Origin of the sequence: Mycolicibacterium parafortuitum (genome assembly GCF_010725485.1) — a bacterium.
In the GTDB taxonomy this organism is placed as follows: Bacteria; Actinomycetota; Actinomycetes; order Mycobacteriales; family Mycobacteriaceae; genus Mycobacterium.
The window spans coordinates 20,436-38,219 of the sequence record NZ_AP022598.1 but is presented as its reverse complement, the minus strand read 5'-3'; the positions used below and the strand labels follow the sequence as shown (position 1 = coordinate 38,219).

The following is a 17,784-nucleotide window of genomic DNA, read 5'->3' as shown; positions in this document are numbered from 1 at the left end:
CAACTCTAACGGTAGCCGGGTTTCCGTGACGTCGCCGCCTGATGGTGTAGGCGATCTGTTGCGCCGCCGTTATCTGGCCGTGCTTCACCGCGCGACACGCCCATGCTGTACCGGTGCGAGTGACAGTGCTGCGCGTGTCCCTGTGGCGACGTCGAAAATAGCTGCGAGAGCACCGGATACCAGGCGCCGGTGTGCACCCGCGGGCGCGGTGCTCGGCGGCCTGCGGGCGGGGCCGCCGTATTTTAGACGAATCTCTCTATTTTATGGTGGAGACATGCCGCGGCCTGCCCGATACACCGTCGATGTCCTGCTTGATGCCGCCGCGGAACTGCTCGCCGCCGAAGGGCCTGCGGCCGTGACGATGTCGGCGGTGGCGCGCAACACCGGTGCGCCCAGCGGCTCGGTCTATCACCGGTTCCCGACGCGGGCGGCGCTGTGCGGTGAGCTGTGGGTGCGCACCGAGGAACGGTTCCAGGAGAAGGTGCTCGACGCGCTGTCCGGCGACGGCGACCCGCAGCAACGTTGTGTCGACGGGGCGTTACGGATCCTGCAGTGGTGCCGCGAGAACCCGGTCGAGGCGCACGTGCTACTCGCAGGCCCGCACGAACTCGGGATGGGGGAGTGGCCCGACACCATCGCCGCACGCCGGAAACGCTTGCAGCGCAAGTTGCGCAAGGTGCTCTCCGACCTGTCCGACGACAACGGCCGGGTCACCGCCGCGATCATGGATGTGCCCACGGCGATCGCGCGGCGCCACTTCCGGGCGCGTCAGGCCATCCCGGCCGGCGCCGACGACATCGTCGTCGACTGCGCCAGGGCACTCATAAGCCCGAACTGACCGGCTTCTGGGTTCCCGGCATCCCGGTGCGCACACAGTAGGTGTGGCTGTAGATCGTCGGCATGCACAGGTTGCAGTGGTCGCAGATCGACTTCACGCTGCTGTCGGCCTTGATCCGGTTCAGCAGGTCGGGTTCGGCGAGCAGTGCGCGTCCCATCGCGACGAAGTCGAAGCCCTCGGCCATCGCGCGGTCCATGGTCTCGCGGTTGGTGATACCGCCGAGCAGGATGATCGGCAGCGTCAGCTCCTCGCGGAACTTCTTCGCGTCGCGCATCAGGTAGGCCTCTTCGTACGGGTACTCCCGCATGAACTTCTTGCCGGTCATCCGCATGCCCCACGACAGCGGGGGCTTGAAGTTGCGGGCGAACTCCTTGATCGGCGCGCCGCCGCGGAACAGGAACATCGGGTTGAGCAGTGAGCTGCCTGCCGTCAACTCGATCGCATCGAGGGCGCCGTCCTCCTCCAGCCACTTCGCGGTCTGCAGCGACTCCTCGATCGGGATGCCGCCGCGCACGCCATCGGACATGTTCAGCTTCGCGGTGACCGCGATCTGGTCGCCGACCGCCTCCTTGACCGCCAGCACCGCCCCGCGGGCCACCTTGGCACGGTTGTACAGCGACCCGCCGAACTCGTCGGTGCGCCGGTTGATCAGCGGGGACAGGAACGAACTAGCGAGGTAGTTGTGGCCGAGATGGATCTCGACCGCATCGAAGCCGGAGTCGATGGCCAGCCGCGCCGCGTTCGCGTGGGCCTCGGTCACCTCGCGGATGTCGTCGGCGGTCGCCTTCTTCGCGAACCGCATCGACAGCGGGTTGAAGAACCGCACCGGCGCCAGCGCCGTGGCCTTGTTGGTCCTGGCGTTGGCGACCGGGCCCGCGTGGCCGATCTGCGCGCTGATCGCTGCGCCTTCGGCGTGCACGGCGTCGGTGAGCCGGCGCAGTCCCGGCACGGCTTCCGGGCGCATCCACAGCTGCCAGCCGTCGGTGCGGCCACCCGGCGCCACCGCACAGTAGGCGACCGTCGTCATGCCCACTCCGCCCGCGGCGGGCAGTCGGTGATAGGTGATCAGATCCTCGGTGACCAGCGCGTTGGGGGTCGAGGCTTCGAACGTGGCGGCCTTGATGATGCGGTTGCGCAGCGTCAGCGGACCCAGCTTGGCCGGACTGAACACATCATGCGGGACTGTCATGTCGCAGAGCTTGCCACGGTTGCTGACAGAATGATGCGCGTGGGTGCGATTACTTTGGACGGCAAGGCCACGCGCGACGAGATCTTCGTCGACCTCAAAGAGCGTGTCGCGCGTCTGACCGACGCGGGCCGCACGCCCGGGCTCGGAACGGTGCTGGTCGGCGACGATCCGGGGTCGCAGGCCTACGTCCGTGGCAAGCACGCCGACTGCGCGAAGGTCGGCATCAACTCGATCCGGCGTGACCTGCCCGCCGACATCACCCAGGCCCAGCTCGAGGACACCATCGACGAGCTCAACGCGAACCCCGACTGCACCGGCTACATCGTGCAGCTGCCGCTGCCCAAGCACCTGAACGAGAACGCCGCGCTCGAGCGCATCGACCCGGGCAAGGACGCCGACGGACTGCACCCGACCAACCTGGGCCGCTTGGTGCTCAACGAGCCCGCGCCGCTGCCGTGCACCCCGCGCGGCATCGTGCACCTGCTGCGCCGCTACGAGGTCGAGATCGCCGGCGCGCACGTCGCCGTGATCGGCCGCGGTGTCACCGTCGGGCGTCCGCTGGGGCTGCTGCTGACCCGCCGCTCCGAGAACGCGACGGTGACGCTGTGCCACACCGCGACGCGGCATCTGCCGGAGATCACCCGCGAAGCCGACATCATCATCGCCGCGGCGGGGGTGCCGCACATGGTCACCGCCGACATGGTGCGACCCGGTGCGGCCGTGGTCGACGTCGGCGTGAGCCGTGACGAGGCGGGCAAGCTCGTCGGCGACGTGCACCCCGGCGTGTGGGAGGTGGCCGGGCATGTGTCGCCGAACCCCGGCGGGGTCGGGCCGCTGACCCGGGCGTTCCTGCTGACCAACGTCGTCGAGCGGGCCGAAGCGAGCCGATGAGCGCGTTCGCGCGCAGGCTGCTCAGCGCGCAGTGGCCGATCCTGGTGGTCGGGCTGTTCCTGCTCGCGGCGTTCGCACTGGTCGCCGCGGGGTACTGGCGGCGCGGGGCGCTGGTCATGGCGATCGGGGTGGCCGTCGCGGCGGGTCTGCGGCTGTCCCTGCCCGACGACCGGGTCGGGCTGCTCGCGGTGCGCACCCGCACCGTCGACGTCGTCACCACCGCGTCGGTCAGCGCGGCGATGCTCTACATCGCGTGGACGATCGACCCGCTCGGCACCAGCTGAGCGGCGCTGCCGCTGTCAGGCCAGCGTGGCCCGCACGCACACCGTGACATACGGCAGCGCCAGCCCGCTGCTGTTGGCCAGCGCCGGGTGGGTGGCCAACAGTTCGCGCACCCGATCCAGCGTCCGGGTGCGCACCCGCTCCGGCGAGGTGATGCAGTAGGAGCGCGACGCGACCAGGTCGATCAGCGCCTGCGGGGTCAGATAGCTCGTCCACTCCACCTGGTGGCGTTCGACGTCGGCGAACGGGGCGGGCAGCTGCACCGACTGGCTCCACGGGTCCACCTCGTGGCCGATGATGTTGCCGAGATCCTTGACCCAGCCCGATCTTTCGTCGCGGTTGTTCCACACCAGGCCGAGCCGGCCGCCGGGCCGCAGCACCCGGGCGATCTCCTTGACCGCGCGGGACTCGTCGAACCAGTGCCAGGCCTGGGCCACCAGCACCGTGTCCACGCTGTTGTCGGGCAGCGGGATGTCCTCGGCGGTACCCAGCAGCGCCGGGGTGTCGGGCAGCGATGAGCTGAGGAGCTCCAGCATCTCCGGAATCGGGTCGACGGCGACGACGTCGAGTCCGCGCTCGACGAGCCGAGTGGTCAGCTTGCCGGTGCCCGCCCCGAGATCGAGCACATCGTGGGCGCCGTCGGGCAGCAGCCAGTTGATCGCCTCCGGCGGGTACGACGGCCGCCCCCGCTCATAGGCCGCCGCCTCCGCGCCGAAGGACAGTGAGCGCCGGTCAGGCTGGTCGTTCACCGCACCGCTCACCTGTCCGCCAGCTCCAGCGTGCGGCGGATCAGCTTGCCGACGGCGTCGGTCTCGACCAGGAAGCCGTCGTGGCCGAACTCCGAATCCACCACGTCCAGGCCGGCGCAGCCGGGCAACAACTCGGCCAATTCGGCCTGCAGGCGCAGCGGGTACAACCGGTCGGAGGTGATCCCGCCGACCACCGTCGGCACCGGGCAGTTCTGTAACGCGGCCGCGACACCGCCCCGTCCGCGGCCGACGTCGTGGCGCGACAGTGCGTCGGTGAGCACGACGTAGGTGCCCGCGTCGAAGCGCGCCAACAGTTTTCGGCCCTGGTATTCCAGATAGCTCTGCACCGCGTAGCGCCCGCCGGTGACCGGGTCCTCGCCGGGTTGGGCATCGTTGCTGAACCGCTCGTCGAGTTCGGTCTCGCCGCGGTAGGTCAGATGCGCGAAGCGCCTGGCGATCTCGAGTCCGGTGCCGGGGGAGCGTCCGGTGCCGTGGTAGTCGCCGCCGCACCAGTTCGGGTCGGCCTTGATCGCGGCCACCTGGGTGCTCTGCGTGCCGATCTGGTCGGCGGTCGCGCGGGCCCCGACCGCGAGCACCAGCGCCGCGCGCACCTTGTCCGGGTAGGTCACCGCCCACTCCAGTGCCCGTGCACCGCCCATCGATCCGCCGATCACCGCGGCCACCTCGGTGATGCCGAGGCGTTCCAGCGCGGCGACGTCGGCGGCCACCTGGTCGCGCACCGAGATGGCGGGAAAGCGTGAGCCCCAAGGCTTCCCGTCCGGCGCGATGGAGCTGGGGCCGATCGATCCGCGGCAGCCGCCGAGCACGTTGGTCGAGATCGCGCACCACTTGTCGGTGTCGATCGGCGCCCCCGGGCCTGCGACGCCATCCCACCAACCGGGGGTTGGGTGATCCGGTCCGGCCGGTCCGGTGATGTGCGAGTCGCCGGTGAGGGCGTGCAGCACGACGACGACGTTGTCGCGCTCGGGCGACAGTTCGCCCCAGCGCTGCACCGCGATGAACGCGTCCTCGATGACCTCTCCGTTTTCGAGGGTCAACCGACCGATCTCGACGATGCCGATCTGCCCTTCGGGCGGCAGCGCCACACGGTCGCTATGAATCAGATCCACAATGGTCACGAACGCAATCCCTAGAACGACGCAACGGCGCTCGGGTCCGCTTTGGCGGCAAAGGGTTTCGCTGCGGCGAAGCCCTGCTCAAGGTCGGCGAGGATGTCGTCGATGCCTTCGATGCCGACCGCCAGGCGGATCAGGCCCGGGGTGACGCCGGTGGCGAGCTGCTCGTCCGGGGAGAGCTGCTGATGGGTCGTCGACGCCGGATGGATCACCAGCGAGCGCACGTCGCCGATGTTGGCGACGTGGCTGTGCAGACTCAGGGCGTCGACGAACGCCTTGCCCGCTTCGATGCCACCGCTCAGCTCGAACGCCAGCACCGCACCGGTTCCCTTGGGGGCCAGCTTCTTTCCGAGCTCATACCACGGAGACGACGGCAGGCCTGCGTAGTTCACCGACACCACGTCGGGATGGGCCTCCAGGAACTCGGCGACCCGCTGGGCGTTCTGCACGTGGCGTTCGATGCGCAGGCTCAGCGTCTCCAGGCCCTGGGCGATCAGGAACGCGTTGAAAGGTGCTGCGGACGAACCGAGGTCGCGCAGCAGCTGCACGCGAGCCTTGAGTGCGTACGCCGGCGGGCCCAACTCGGCGAACACCACGCCGTGGTAACTCGGATCCGGCTCGGTGAAGCCCGGGAAGCGGCCGTTGGTCCAGTCGAAGGTGCCGCCGTCGACGATCACGCCGGCGATCGCGGACCCGTGTCCACCCAGATACTTGGTGGCCGAGTGCACGACGATGTCGGCGCCGTGGCTCAGCGGCTGGATCAGATACGGCGTGGCGATGGTGTTGTCGACGATCAGGGGGACGCCGACCTCGTGCGCGACGCCTGCGACACCGGGGATGTCGAGGATGTCGATTTGGGGATTCGAGATCGTCTCGCCGAAGAACGCCTTGGTGTTCGGCCGGGCCGCGGTGCGCCACGAGTCCAGGTCGTCGGGGTTCTCGACGAACGAGACCTCGATGCCCAGCTTGGGCAGCGTGTAGTGGAACAGGTTGTAGGTGCCGCCGTAGAGCCGAGGGGAGGACACGATGTGATCGCCGTTGTTGGCGATGTTGAGGATCGCGAACGTCTCGGCGGCCTGCCCGGAAGCCAGGAACAGCGCTGCCACACCGCCTTCGAGCGCAGCGATGCGCTGCTCGACGACGTCGGTCGTCGGGTTCATGATCCGGGTGTAGATGTTGCCGGGTTCGGCCAGCCCGAACAGCGCCGCGGCATGGTCGGTGCTGTTGAACGTGTAGCTCGTGGTCTGGTAGATGGGCAGGGCCCGAGCGTTGGTCGCGATGTCAGGGGTCTGCCCGGCGTGCACCTGTTTGGTCTCGAAAGCCCATGCGGCACTGCGGTCGGGTTCGGTCATCGACGTGCTCCTCCATGAAACAGGGGCCCGTTTCACGGCGGACCCGCGCTTGCCTTATAGCCGTCGTCGGCTACTCAACCTGGTCGTCTCCCGGGGCACCCCACCGCGGTTGGAGGGTTGCCGGCCAGCTAGCCGGGGCTTGTCGCTGGCACTCATGACCGCCACGAACTGTATCTCACCCAGCGCCGACGCTGCCACCAGGCTTCGAGGCGTGCTGGTCGACGAACCCGGCGATCAACTCGCTGATGGTGTCCGGGGTCTCCAGCATCGGGATGTGGCCGACCCCGTCGAGCCGCACCACCCGGGTGTCTTTCGGCAGGTGGGTCAGGAAGTAGCGGTTGCCGCGCGGGGTCGGGAACACCCGGTCCTTCTCGCAGAGCACGAGCTGGGTCGGGGTGCCGAGGCGGGCCAGCTCCAGCAGTCCGGGCAGCCGCAGGGTCTTGACCAGCAGCTGCACGTAGGCGCTGCAGTGGGTGGCGTCTTCGACGAGGAGCTCCAGGTCGGCGTCGGTCGGCCCGTCGGCCGGTCCGCTGACCGGCAGGGTGGCCAGCCGCCGGGCGCCGGGCAGACGCAGGATACGCGGTCCCAGCAACCGTGCGGCGATCAGCGCGGGACCGCCCATCACGAACTTCAGCACGGTCTCGTACTTCGACACCGAGTGATAGCCCCACCCTCCGGCCGGCGCGATCGCGGTCAGGGTGCGGGCCCGTCCGCGGCGTTCCAGCTCGAAGGCGACCCACCCGCCGAGCGAGTTGCCGACGATGTGCGCGGTCTCCCATCCCAGCTGGTTCATGCGCTGCTCGATGTCGTCGACGAGCATCTGGGTGTGCAGCATCCAGGTCGGGGACTTGGGTCCGCCGTGGTGGCCGAGCATCGTCGGCGCGTACACCTCGAAGCGGCCGGTGCCGGCCAGCTGGGCGGCCACCGAACGCCACACGTTCTGTGAGCACAGGAACGGGTGCAGCAAAAGGACGGGTTCGCCGGAACCGGCGTGGATCGGCTCTCGTGGTGCCATCCCGCCGACGATAAGGCGATACCGCCGGTACCGCAAGGAACGAGTCACCCGGCTCCGTTAGGGTCTGCGGACGTGACGCGTCCCGTAACGGTTAGCACCATCAACGTCAACGGCATCCGCGCCGCGGTCAAGCAGCGCTCCCCGGAGAACCTCGGGATGCTGCCGTGGTTCAAGGAGACCACCGCGGATGTGGTGTGCCTGCAGGAGACCCGCGCCGACGACGAGCAGCTGCGTGACGCGCTGGCGCCCGTGCTCGCCGACGGCTGGCAGCTGGCGTCGGCCGAGCCGTCGATGAAGGGCCGCAACGGGGTCGCGGTGCTGTCCCGATTCCCGCTCGACGATGTCCGGATCGGTTGTGGGGCAGACGAGTTCGCCACCCACGGGCGTTACGTCGAGGTCGACACCGCCGGGATCACGGTGGCTAGTGTCTACTTCCCGACCGGTGAGGCCGAGACCGACCGCCAGCTGGAGAAGGAACGGTTCATGGTCGCGGTCTCGAACCGGATGGCGACGCTGCTGGGCCGCGCGTCCACCGACGGTGTCGAGGCGGTGTTGTGCGGCGACTGGAACATCGCCCACACCGAGAACGACATCAAGAACTGGAAGGGCAACGTCAAGAAGGCCGGTTTCCTGCCGCAGGAACGGCAGTGGCTGACCGAGTTGCTGGGCACCGGGTGGGTGGACGTGGTGCGCCGCGCCCATCCCGACCAGGCGGGTCCGTACGCGTGGTGGTCCTGGCGCGGCAAGGCGTTCGACAACGACGCCGGCTGGCGCATCGACTACCACCTGGCCACGCCCGGCCTGGCCGCCCGCGCCTCGTCGGTACTGACCGAGCGGCCCGCCGCCTACGCGCTGCGCTGGTCGGACCACTGCCCGGTCACCGTCAGCTACGGCTAGCAGCCCTGCCGGTTCGGGGCGCCCGCGTCGGCGCCCTCGATCGCGCCGCGGACCACGTCGTGCACGCGCCGATCCCAGGTCAGGCCGGTCTCCCAGGGCAGTCCGGCCTCGTTGGAGACGTAGATGCTGTGGGTGTCGTCGAACGTGAAGCACTGCCGGTGCGGCAGCACCCGGTCGCTGACGTCGACCGCCAGCGCGCTGGTCGCGGCGACCAGACCGTCGTTGGGCCACACCGTCGGGTTCGCCCCGGCCGCGGGTGCGGTGAACCGGTCACCGGCGATCAGGGTCACCGGGATCCCGTCGAGCACGCCGGCCTGGTATTCGTTCCAGCCGTCGGGTCCCATCAGGTAGGCCTGGTTGACCTCGCGCCCCGAGCCGGACATCAACCGGGTCACCTCCGCCTTCATCCCGTCCATCGCGACCTCGCAGAACCGGTCGCCGAGGCAGTCCGACTTCGGGGTGATGCCGTTGGCGTAATCGGACAGGTAGGAGCCCTGCCAGGGGGTGCCGATCGTCGTCAGCGACCGGATCCGCAGCGGCGAGCCCAGGCTCTGCAGCACGCGGAACGCCGCCCGGGAGTAGAGCCCGCCCATCGAGTGGCCGACCACGTCGATGTCGGTGACGCCATGGGTGTCGCGCAGATAGGTGAGGAACCGGGCGAGGTGCTCACCGGCGGTGTCGATGCTGCCGGTCGAGTTCACGGTCATGTTCTCCGGCAGGGTGACCGGGCAGTCGCCGAACGCGCCGAAGCCGTCCTGGTCCACCACGGGGCCGCGGCCGGCCATCGCCGGGGAGGTGAAGACCCGGTAGCCGTGCTCGAGCAGATCCTGGCGCAGCGCGGTGTCGGTGTTACCGGCGGCCAGCCCCGACCCGCACGCCTGATCCGGGGTGGTGAACGGGCTGGTCGCGTTGCCCCCGGACACGATGACCACCGCGCGGCCCGCGGGTTGCGGTGCGCTGTGGGCGGTTCCGGCGCCGACGATGGACGCCAGCATCGCGCCGGCGAGGGCGATGGCACCGACGGGTGAGTAGCGCACGGGACCCCCTGATCAAGATCAATGATTTCGCCGGAATGGTAGCCGGGCGGCACGCGTCCGCCCGGGATTGAGGCTTTGAGAAGATGGGTGTCACCATGAGCAATTCAGCCAGGCCCGTCGTCTTCTCGGGCGCGCAACCCACCTCCGACTCCCTGCACCTGGGCAACGCCCTGGGAGCGGTCAGCCAGTGGGTGAGCCTGCAGGACGGTTACGACGCGTACTTCTGCGTCGTCGATCTGCACGCGATCACGGTCCCGCAGGATCCCGCCACATTGCGCAAGCGCACGCTCGTCACCGCCGCGCAGTACCTGGCGCTGGGGATCGACCCGGACCGGGCGACGGTGTTCGTGCAGAGCCACGTGCCGAGCCACTCCGAGTTGGCTTGGGTGCTGGGGTGTTTCACCGGATTCGGGCAGGCGTCGCGGATGACGCAGTTCAAGGACAAATCGCAGAAGCATGGTGCGGACTCGACGACGGTCGGGTTGTTCACCTACCCGGTGCTGATGGCCGCCGACGTCTTGCTCTACGACACCGAACTGGTGCCGGTCGGGGAGGACCAGCGGCAGCACCTTGAGCTCGCGCGCGACGTCGCGCAGCGCATCAACGCCCGGTTCCCGGACACCTTCGTGATCCCGGAGGCGATGATCCCGAAGGCCACCGCGAAGATCTTCGACCTGCAGGACCCGACCGCGAAGATGAGCAAGTCCGCCGAATCCGACGCCGGGCTGATCAGCCTGCTCGACGAACCGGCGAAGACGGCCAAGAAGATTCGCTCGGCGGTCACCGACAGCGAGCGCGAGATCCGCTTCGACCGGGAGGCCAAGCCCGGGGTGTCGAACCTGCTGACCATTCAGTCGGCGGTGACGGGCACCGGCATCGACACCCTCGTCGACGGGTACGCCGGGCGCGGTTACGGGGACCTGAAGAAGGAGACCGCCGAGGCGGTGGTCGAGTTCGTCACGCCGATCAAGACCCGGGTCGACGAGTTGCTCGCCGATCCGGCGGAACTGGAGCGGGTGCTGGCCCGCGGCGCCGAACGTGCCCGCGAGGTGTCTGGGAAAACGTTGCGTCGGGTATACGACCGGTTAGGGTTCCTAGCGTCTCGATAGCTGCGTCTCGATAGCTCCATAGCAACAGCCACATAAGGGGGTCGGATGACAGCGCAGCCCGCCACCGCCGACCCCGAGGAGAAACCGGGCTTCGTGGACCGGTTGCGGGCCCGGATGCCGTGGTTCGATCACGTCATGCGCGCCCAGGAGCGCTACAACGACGCCAAGGGCGACTTCTACGCTGCGGGCATCACGTACTTCACGATCTTCGCGCTGTTCCCGCTGTTGATGCTCGGATTCTCGGTGGGCGGTTTCGTGCTGGCCAACGAACCCGAGTTGCTGCAGCAGGTGGAGGACCGGATCAGGTCGACGTTCAGCGGTGACCTGGGTCAGCAGCTCGTCACCCTGATGGATTCGGCGATCGAGTCGCGCGGCACCGTCGGCATCATCGGGCTCGCGACTGCGGCGTGGGCCGGGCTGGGCTGGATGGCGAATCTGCGTGAGGCGCTGAGTCAGATGTGGGGGTTGTTCCGCGAGGAGGCCGACGGCTTCGTCAAGACCAAGCTGTCGGATCTGGTGGCCTTGGTGACGACGTTCGCCGCGATCGTCGTCACGCTCGCGTTGTCGGCGCTGGGGAACTCCTCGGTGCTGGAGAACGTGTTGAACTGGATGGGTTTTCCCGACTCGCCGGTGCTGACGGTGGTGCTGCGGCTGTCGTCGATCACGGTGTCGGTGCTGGTGTCGTGGCTGCTGTTCACCTGGATCATCGCCCGGCTTCCGCGCGAGTCGATCAGCTTCCGCAGCAGTGTGCGCGCGGGGCTGATCGCGGCGGTCGCGTTCGAGGTGTTCAAGCTGGTCGGTTCGATCTACCTGCGTTCGGTGCTGACCGGGCCGGCGGGAGCCACGTTCGGCCCGGTGCTCGGCCTGATGGTGTTCGCGTACATCACGTCTCGGCTCATCCTGTTCTCGACATGCTGGGCGGCGACGGTTCCGGAGAACATGCGCGAAGAGGAGATCCCCGCTCCGCCACCGGCGGTGATCAACAACCGCGTGATCGCCCGTCCGGGACTGCAGATCTGGCAGGTGGCCGCGGCGGCGACGGCGGGAGCGCTTGGCGCCCTGAGTCTCTCGCGACGTGGTTCCTCGCGACGAGGCCGCTAACGCGCCGGCCTGCGGTTGAGCGCCCGGGCGCCCATGATCAGACTGAACACGATGACCGCGCCGATCACCCCGACCCCGACCCGCACCGGCATCGCGTCGACGTCGGGCAGCACCGCGCTCGCGTTGTTCTTCGTCAGGGTCGCGGCCGCGGGGTCCTCGGCGGTGACCCCGAGCGACGGGTCCGGTTCCACCAGAGAGCCCACCTTGGTGCCCGGCGCGGTGGCGAACCCGTAGTCCAGCAGTCGCGCGGCCTGCTCCCACGGCGCGATCGGCTGCCGCGTACCGCGCAGCAGCACCGCGACCAGACGCCGGCCGTCGCGCTCGGCCGCACCGACGAAGGTCTGCCCGGCGTCGTCGGTGAAGCCGGTCTTGCCGCCGAGCGCACCCGGATAGTTGGCCAGCAGCTTGTTGTCGTTCTCGATCGGGTATCCGGCGCCGTCGCGACCGGGGAACTGCGTCGACCGGGTCGCGACGATGTCGGCGAACACCGGGTTCTGCCACGCGTAGCGGTAGAACAGCCCGATGTCGTAGGCGGAGGTGCTCATACCGGGGCCGTCCAGACCCGACGGGGTGGCGACGCGGGTGTCGCGTGCGCCGAGCTTGCCGGCCAGAGAGTTGATCTTGTTCAGCGCGGTGTCCATACCGCCCATCTGCATCGCCAGCGCGTGGGCGGCGTCGTTGCCCGAGTACATCATCAGGCCGTGCAGCAGGTCGTTGACGGTGTAGACGCCGCCTTCGCCGACGCCGACCTTGGTGCCCTCCTGTGCCGCATCGTCGGCGGTGCCGGGCACGGTCTTCATCAGCGGCAGGTCGCGGATCGCCTGCATCGCGGTCAGGACCTTGATGATGCTCGCGGGCCGGTGCCTGCCGTGCGGATCGCGGGCGGCGATCACGTCGCCGGTGTCGAGGTCGGCGACCAGCCAGGCCTCTGCCGAGACGTCGCCGGGGACCGGCGGTGCGCCGGGGGCGGTGATGACACCACAGCCGGACAACGCGTCGCCGCCCATCGGCTTGGCGGGCACGGGCAGCGGTCCGGGCGTCGGGTCACCCGGCTTGGGCACCTCTGACGCGTCGACCGCGGGTGGCGTCGTCACGCGGTACGGGCACGGGTCCACGGCAGGGTCGGGTTGGGCGGCCGCGACCGGTGCCATAGCCAGCATCGACGCTGTGACCAGCGCAGATGCGCGCAGGAGGGCTGTGCGTATGGTCGCCATGGTCTGCGCAGATTAAGCGATCGGACGGGTCGGGGCGGGGAGCCACGCGGTGACAGCTGAGGTCAGAGTTTCAGCTGTGACTCGGCGGGACTGGCTAGGCTGGGTCCATCCCGGCTTTAGGACTCCATGTTCCTCCTTGTTCTCGGTTCGATCCTCGCGCTGATGCACCTGTACGTCTGGAAGCGGACCGTCAAGGACACCACCCGGGGCCGAGCCCGCCTGCTGGCATCGGGTCTGCTCGTCGCGTTGTTGCTGCTGCTGATCGCGGCACTGGTGGTGCCGCGCGTCGCCGGCGTCACCGCGTCGCGCTGGGTGGCCTGGCCCGGCTACCTGTGGTTCGGGCTGCTGTTCTACCTGGTGCTGGCGCTGCTCGTGCTCGAGCCGGTGCGACTGATAGTGCGCAGGCGGGTAGGCAAAGACGAGCCGAGGGCCGACGAGTCGCCTGTCGCCCCACCCGCGCCGGACCGCCGGTTGTTCTTGGCGCGCACCGCGGCGGTGACGGCAGGCGCGGCCGCGGTCGGATTGACCGGGTTCGGCGCCGCGCGGGCCCTGGGCGCACCGGATGTGCTGCGGGTCCCGGTGCGGATGCCGCGGCTTCACCCGGCGTTCGACGGGTTCCGCATCGCGGTGGTCTCCGACATCCACCTCGGCCCGCTGCTGGGGCGCGCGCACACCGAGCGGATCGTGCGGATGATCAATGAAACCGAGCCCGACCTCGTCGCCGTGGTCGGGGATCTGGTCGACGGCACCGTCGAGGAGCTCGGCTCGGCCGCCGAACCGCTGCAGGACCTGGTGTCGCGTGAGGGCAGCTTCTTCGTCACCGGCAACCACGAGTACTTCGTCGGCGACACCGCGGCGTGGCTGCGTGAACTGGACCGTTTCGGGCTGAACGTGCTGCGCAACGAGAACACCCGGATCACCCGCGGCGGCGCCGCGTTCGATCTGGCCGGCGTCAACGACGTCGCGGGCGCGTCCCGCTCCGATCCGCCCGATTTCGACGCCGCGCTCGCCGGGGTGGACCCGGCCGGCCCGACCGTCCTGCTCGCGCACCAGCCGATCCAGGTCGCCGATGCCGCCGATCGTGGGGTGGATCTGCAGTTGTCCGGGCACACCCACGGCGGCCAGATGTGGCCGTTCCACTACCTCGTGGAGCTCGCGCAACCGTCGCTGGCAGGACTGTCGCAGGTCAAGGACACGCAGCTGTACGTCTCGCGCGGCGCGGGATTCTGGGGGCCGCCGCTGCGGATCGGTGCGCCCCCCGATATCAGCGTGGTGTCGCTGAAACCGGCGATCGACGTTTAGCCGCGCTCCGGGGCGGGCACTTTCTCAGCAAGTTCACGGATTGCACTGAGCACCACGCTCAGGCGCGGCCAGCACTCTTGAGGAACACATTCGGTTCATGAGAGGGGCGTTGATGATGACGACGAATACAGGCGCCGTTGTTATTCGACTCGACACCCATCCGGCCTTCCAGGCGCCGGACCGCCGTTCGCGCGACTTCGAAGAAGCCATGCGCAGGCACCCGTCCTACCAATCCCGCGTGATGACGCCGCCCCTCCAGGTGGTGTAGCCGCGCGGCACGGGGGGCGCTCCTGGTGGTGGGGGCGCCCCTCTTGTGTGTCCGGATGTCTTCACCCGAACAGCCGGGCGCTCTCCTCGCGCATCTCTACCTTGCGGATCTTGCCGGTCACCGTCATCGGGAACTCGTCGACGATGTGTACATAGCGCGGGATCTTGTAGTGCGCGAGCTTGCCGGTCGCGAACTCGCGGACCGCGGCCGCATCCAGCGGCGGGCGATCCGGGCGCATCCGCAGCCACGCGCAGAGTTCTTCGCCGTACTTCTCATCGGGCACACCGACGACCTGGGCATCCTCGATGTCGGGATGGGTGTACAGGAATTCCTCGATCTCGCGGGGGTAGATGTTCTCGCCGCCGCGGATCACCAGATCCTTGATCCGGCCGACGATGTTGCAGTAACCGTCCGAGCGCATCACCGCCAGATCGCCGGTGTGCATCCATCCGTCCGCGTCGACGGCCTCGGCGGTCTTCTCCTCGTCGCGCCAATAGCCGAGCATCACCGAATAGCCCCGGGTGCAGAACTCCCCGGGGGTGCCGCGCTCGACGACCTGCCCGGTCTCCGGGTCGACGATTTTGATCTCGACGTGCGGATGCACCCGCCCGATCGAGGAGGTGCGGCGCTCGAGGTCGTCGTCGAGCAGCGTCTGGCATGACACCGGGGATGTCTCGGTCATCCCGTAGGCGATCGACACCTCTGCCATGTTCATGTCCTCGACGCAGCGCTTCATCACCTCGACCGGGCACACCGCGCCGGCCATGATGCCGGTGCGCAGCGACGTCAGATCCCGCTCGGCGAAATCGGGATGGTTCTGCATCGCGATGAACATCGTGGGCACGCCGTAAACTCCTGCGCACCTTTCCTTCTCGATCGCGTCCAGGGTCAGACCGGGGTCGAACGCAGGCGCCGGGATCACGATCGTCGCGCCGTGCGTCGTGCACCCGAGGTTGCCCATCACCATGCCGAAGCAGTGGTAGAACGGCACCGGGATGCACAGCTTGTCCCCGGCCCGGAGGTTGATCTGCTCGGTGACGAAGAACCCGTTGTTGAGGATGTTGCGGTGCGACAACGTCGCACCCTTCGGGAATCCCGTTGTGCCGGAGGTGTACTGGATGTTGATCGGGTCGTCGTTGGACAGCGCGGCGCCGCGGCGCCGCAATTCGGTGTCGTCGACGTCGGATCCCTTTGCGCGTAACGTGTCCCAGTCCTCGGTGCCGATGAACAACACCGTCGCCAGGGTGTCCACCTGAGGGCGGACCTCGTCGACCATCGCGACGTAGTCGGAGGTCTTGAACCGCGCCGCCGAGATCAGTGTCGCGACGCCCGACTGCTCCAGCACGTAGCGCAGTTCGTGGGTGCGGTAGGCCGGGTTGATGTTGACCAGGATCGCGCCGAGCTTCGCCGTCGCGTACTGCGCCAGCACCCATTCGGGGCAGTTCGGCGACCAGATACCCACCCGGTCGCCTCGGTTGACCCCGAGCGCGATCAAACCCTTGGCCACCGCGTCGATCTCGGCGTCCAGCTCGGCGTAGGTCCAGCGTCTGCCGGTGGGGACGTCGACGAGCGCGTCGAGATCGGGGTGGGTGCGCGCGATGCGCGCGAAGTTCGCCCCGATGGTCTCCTCGAGGATCGGGATGTCGGTCGGGCCTGCGTCGTAGGACTCGGTCACGGTGCCTCCTTACTCAGACCAGGTCCTCGTAGCGGTATTCGGTGTCGATGCCCTGGCCGGTCCGGTGCGCGGCTTCCTCGCGCTGACGGAGCTCGACACGACGGATCTTGCCCGAAATGGTCTTGGGCAAGTCGAAGAATTCGACACGGCGCACCTTCAGATACGGGGCGAGGTGGTCGCGGGCGTACTCCAGGATCGCCTTCGCGGTGTCCCGGTCGGCGGACCAGCCGTCGGCCAGCGCGACGTACGCCTTCGGAATCGCCAGCCGGGTGTCGTCGGGCTGGGGGACCACCGCGGCCTCGACCACCGCGGGGTGCTCGATCAGCACGCTTTCCAGCTCAAACGGCGACACCTTGTAGTCCGAGGACTTGAACACGTCGTCGGTGCGGCCGATGTAGGTGATGTAGCCGGCGGCGTCACGGCTCGCGACGTCGCCGGTGTGGTAATAGCCGCCGCGCATCACCTGGGCGTTGCGTTCGTCGTCGCCGAGGTAACCGGTCATCAGGTTCAGCGGTCTGCGGCTGAGATCGAGGCAGATCTCGCCCTCGTCGGCGAGCTCACCGGTCAGCGGGTCCACCAGCACCACCGGCACCCCGGGCATCGGGCGGCCCATCGAGCCGGCCTTGACCGGCTGGCCCGGGGTGTTGCCGATCTGCAGCGTGGTCTCGGTCTGTCCGAATCCGTCGCGGATGGTCAGCCCCCACGCGCGTTCCACCGCGCTGATCACCTCGGGGTTGAGCGGTTCGCCGGCGCCGAGCACCTCACGCAGCCCGGCGGGCCGCTCGCCGAGGTCGGCTTGGATCAGCATGCGCCACACCGTCGGTGGCGCGCAGAACGTGTTGACCCCGGCCCGGCGTAGCTGCCCGAGCAGCGCGGCCGCGTCGAAGCGCGCATAGTTGTAGACGAAGATCGTCGCCTCGGCGATCCACGGTGTGAAAAAGCAGCTCCAGGCGTGCTTGGCCCATCCTGGAGCGCTGATCGCCAGATGCACGTCGCCGGGGCGCACGCCGAGCCACGCCATCGTCGTCAGATGGCCGACGGGATAACTGATCTGGGAGTGCTCGACGAGCTTGGGCTTGCTGGTGGTGCCGGAGGTGAAGTACACGAGCAGCGGGTCGTCGGTGGTGGTCTGCGGATCGTGCGGGTGGGCTTCGGCGGCGTCGGCGTCGCCGTAGGAACGCCAGCCGTCGACCGGGGCGCCGACGGCGATGCGGACGTAGTCCCCGTCCACCTCGGCGAACTTCGATGCGTCGGTGGCGTTGGCGATCACGAAGCCGGCCCCGCCGCGGCGGATCCGGTCGGCCAGATCTGCCGGGCCCAGCGCGCCGGTCGTCGGCATGATGACCGCGCCGAGCTTGGCGACCGCGAGCATCGACTCCCACAGTTCGACCTGGTTGCCGAGCATCAGGATGACCCGGTCGCCCTTGCCGACGCCGAGACCGCCCAGCCAGGTCGCGACCTGGTCGGAGCGGCGGGCCATCTCGTCGAAGGTGACCTTGCGTTCGCGGCCGTCCTCTTCGACGATCCACAGCGCTACGTGGTCGTTGCCGCGGGCGATCGCGTCGAACCAGTCGGTGGCCCAGTTGAACGGACCGGTGATCCGCGGCCACTCGAAGGTCTCCACGGCCTTGTCGTAGTCGGCCATGACGGTGACCAGGTGGTCGCGGGCGCTACGGAGGCTGTCGAGGAGATGGGGGTTGCTCGCCATGCCTAATAGGATCTAGGTCAC

At 68.7% G+C, this 17,784-nt stretch carries 17 protein-coding genes and 1 riboswitch; of the genes, 8 read left to right on the top strand and 9 right to left on the bottom strand.

Annotated features, from left to right (window positions below):
* Positions 1-274: 274 nt before the first annotated feature.
* Positions 275-838, top strand: coding sequence for a TetR/AcrR family transcriptional regulator (locus NTM_RS00145; protein ID WP_163765011.1), 564 nt, complete (start codon positions 275-277; stop codon positions 836-838).
* Here the strand turns inward: NTM_RS00145 and NTM_RS00140 are convergent.
* Positions 822-2,027 (bottom strand): NADH:flavin oxidoreductase, encoded by a 1,206-nt coding sequence (locus NTM_RS00140; protein ID WP_163765009.1) that lies wholly within the window; start codon positions 2,025-2,027, stop codon positions 822-824. The two genes, NTM_RS00145 and NTM_RS00140, sit on opposite strands and share 17 nt — an antisense overlap.
* Before the next feature lie 39 nt (positions 2,028-2,066).
* Here NTM_RS00140 and NTM_RS00135 point away from each other — a divergent pair, with 39 nt between their 5' ends.
* Together NTM_RS00135 and NTM_RS00130 are read left to right on the top strand one after the other, a co-directional pair.
* Positions 2,067-2,918: a bifunctional methylenetetrahydrofolate dehydrogenase/methenyltetrahydrofolate cyclohydrolase gene (locus tag NTM_RS00135; RefSeq protein WP_179963859.1), complete on the top strand. Its 852-nt coding sequence runs from the start codon at positions 2,067-2,069 to the stop codon at positions 2,916-2,918.
* Positions 2,915-3,202: a DUF3017 domain-containing protein gene (locus NTM_RS00130; RefSeq protein ID WP_083145800.1), complete on the top strand. Its 288-nt coding sequence runs from the start codon at positions 2,915-2,917 to the stop codon at positions 3,200-3,202. The genes NTM_RS00135 and NTM_RS00130 overlap by 4 nt, the downstream gene beginning before the upstream one ends.
* Positions 3,203-3,217: 15 nt before the next feature.
* Here the strand turns inward: NTM_RS00130 and NTM_RS00125 are convergent, their stop codons facing one another.
* The 4 genes from NTM_RS00125 to NTM_RS00110 all read right to left on the bottom strand — a co-directional run bounded on the left by NTM_RS00125 (position 3,218) and on the right by NTM_RS00110 (position 7,452).
* Positions 3,218-3,949 (bottom strand): class I SAM-dependent methyltransferase, encoded by a 732-nt coding sequence (locus NTM_RS00125; protein ID WP_163765007.1) that lies wholly within the window; start codon positions 3,947-3,949, stop codon positions 3,218-3,220.
* An 8-nt stretch (positions 3,950-3,957) separates the two neighbouring features.
* Positions 3,958-5,088, bottom strand: a complete 1,131-nt coding sequence (gene metX, locus NTM_RS00120; RefSeq protein ID WP_163765005.1) for a homoserine O-acetyltransferase MetX — start codon at positions 5,086-5,088, stop codon at positions 3,958-3,960.
* Between the two features lie 11 nt (positions 5,089-5,099).
* Positions 5,100-6,437, bottom strand: a complete 1,338-nt coding sequence (locus NTM_RS00115) for a bifunctional o-acetylhomoserine/o-acetylserine sulfhydrylase (protein ID WP_163765002.1) — start codon at positions 6,435-6,437, stop codon at positions 5,100-5,102.
* 40 nt (positions 6,438-6,477) lie between these two features.
* A riboswitch (SAM riboswitch) is annotated at positions 6,478-6,597 on the bottom strand.
* A gap of 15 nt (positions 6,598-6,612) precedes the next feature.
* Positions 6,613-7,452 carry an epoxide hydrolase EphH gene (locus NTM_RS00110; RefSeq protein ID WP_163765000.1) on the bottom strand — a complete coding sequence of 280 codons (840 nt, stop codon included), beginning with the start codon at positions 7,450-7,452 and terminating at the stop codon, positions 6,613-6,615.
* 72 nt (positions 7,453-7,524) lie between these two features.
* Between NTM_RS00110 and NTM_RS00105 the strand changes: the two genes are divergently transcribed.
* On the top strand, positions 7,525-8,349 hold the full coding sequence (locus NTM_RS00105) for an exodeoxyribonuclease III (protein ID WP_163764998.1): 825 nt from the start codon (positions 7,525-7,527) through the stop codon (positions 8,347-8,349).
* On the opposite strand, the gene NTM_RS00100 is transcribed toward NTM_RS00105, so the two are convergent.
* Positions 8,346-9,344, bottom strand: a complete 999-nt coding sequence (locus NTM_RS00100; protein WP_163769317.1) for a lipase family alpha/beta hydrolase — start codon at positions 9,342-9,344, stop codon at positions 8,346-8,348. The genes NTM_RS00105 and NTM_RS00100 overlap by 4 nt on opposite strands.
* Positions 9,345-9,481: 137 nt before the next feature.
* Between NTM_RS00100 and trpS the strand changes: the two genes are divergently transcribed.
* Together trpS and yhjD are read left to right on the top strand one after the other, a co-directional pair.
* On the top strand, positions 9,482-10,495 hold the full coding sequence (trpS, locus tag NTM_RS00095; protein WP_163764995.1) for a tryptophan--tRNA ligase: 1,014 nt from the start codon (positions 9,482-9,484) through the stop codon (positions 10,493-10,495).
* A 45-nt stretch (positions 10,496-10,540) separates the two neighbouring features.
* Positions 10,541-11,596 carry an inner membrane protein YhjD gene (gene yhjD, locus NTM_RS00090; protein WP_163764993.1) on the top strand — a complete coding sequence of 352 codons (1,056 nt, stop codon included), beginning with the start codon at positions 10,541-10,543 and terminating at the stop codon, positions 11,594-11,596.
* Here the strand turns inward: yhjD and NTM_RS00085 are convergent.
* Positions 11,593-12,810 carry a D-alanyl-D-alanine carboxypeptidase family protein gene (locus NTM_RS00085; protein WP_163764991.1) on the bottom strand — a complete coding sequence of 406 codons (1,218 nt, stop codon included), beginning with the start codon at positions 12,808-12,810 and terminating at the stop codon, positions 11,593-11,595. The two genes, yhjD and NTM_RS00085, sit on opposite strands and share 4 nt — an antisense overlap.
* A 126-nt stretch (positions 12,811-12,936) precedes the next feature.
* Between NTM_RS00085 and NTM_RS00080 the strand changes: the two genes are divergently transcribed.
* A complete protein-coding gene (locus tag NTM_RS00080) occupies positions 12,937-14,112 on the top strand; it encodes a metallophosphoesterase (protein ID WP_163764988.1) in 1,176 nt (391 codons plus the stop codon).
* 97 nt (positions 14,113-14,209) lie between these two features.
* Complete coding sequence (locus NTM_RS00075) at positions 14,210-14,380, top strand: hypothetical protein (RefSeq protein ID WP_163764986.1); 171 nt, start codon at positions 14,210-14,212, stop codon at positions 14,378-14,380.
* Between the two features lie 61 nt (positions 14,381-14,441).
* On the opposite strand, the gene NTM_RS00070 is transcribed toward NTM_RS00075, so the two are convergent.
* Positions 14,442-16,055, bottom strand: a complete 1,614-nt coding sequence (locus NTM_RS00070) for an AMP-binding protein (protein ID WP_163764984.1) — start codon at positions 16,053-16,055, stop codon at positions 14,442-14,444.
* A gap of 13 nt (positions 16,056-16,068) precedes the next feature.
* On the bottom strand, positions 16,069-17,763 hold the full coding sequence (locus NTM_RS00065) for an AMP-binding protein (protein ID WP_163764982.1): 1,695 nt from the start codon (positions 17,761-17,763) through the stop codon (positions 16,069-16,071).
* Between the last annotated feature and the right edge of the window lie 21 nt (positions 17,764-17,784).

Coding starts and splice junctions, on each gene's coding strand:
- NTM_RS00145 (WP_163765011.1), top strand. CDS start 275: ATGCCGCGGCCTGCCCGATACACCGTCGATGTCCTGCTTGATGCCGCC.
- NTM_RS00140 (WP_163765009.1), bottom strand. CDS start 2,027: ATGACAGTCCCGCATGATGTGTTCAGTCCGGCCAAGCTGGGTCCGCTG.
- NTM_RS00130 (WP_083145800.1), top strand. CDS start 2,915: ATGAGCGCGTTCGCGCGCAGGCTGCTCAGCGCGCAGTGGCCGATCCTG.
- NTM_RS00115 (WP_163765002.1), bottom strand. CDS start 6,437: ATGACCGAACCCGACCGCAGTGCCGCATGGGCTTTCGAGACCAAACAG.
- NTM_RS00110 (WP_163765000.1), bottom strand. CDS start 7,452: ATGGCACCACGAGAGCCGATCCACGCCGGTTCCGGCGAACCCGTCCTT.
- NTM_RS00100 (WP_163769317.1), bottom strand. CDS start 9,344: ATGCTGGCGTCCATCGTCGGCGCCGGAACCGCCCACAGCGCACCGCAA.
- trpS (WP_163764995.1), top strand. CDS start 9,482: ATGAGCAATTCAGCCAGGCCCGTCGTCTTCTCGGGCGCGCAACCCACC.
- yhjD (WP_163764993.1), top strand. CDS start 10,541: ATGACAGCGCAGCCCGCCACCGCCGACCCCGAGGAGAAACCGGGCTTC.
- NTM_RS00085 (WP_163764991.1), bottom strand. CDS start 12,810: ATGGCGACCATACGCACAGCCCTCCTGCGCGCATCTGCGCTGGTCACA.
- NTM_RS00080 (WP_163764988.1), top strand. CDS start 12,937: ATGTTCCTCCTTGTTCTCGGTTCGATCCTCGCGCTGATGCACCTGTAC.
- NTM_RS00075 (WP_163764986.1), top strand. CDS start 14,210: ATGAGAGGGGCGTTGATGATGACGACGAATACAGGCGCCGTTGTTATT.
- NTM_RS00065 (WP_163764982.1), bottom strand. CDS start 17,763: ATGGCGAGCAACCCCCATCTCCTCGACAGCCTCCGTAGCGCCCGCGAC.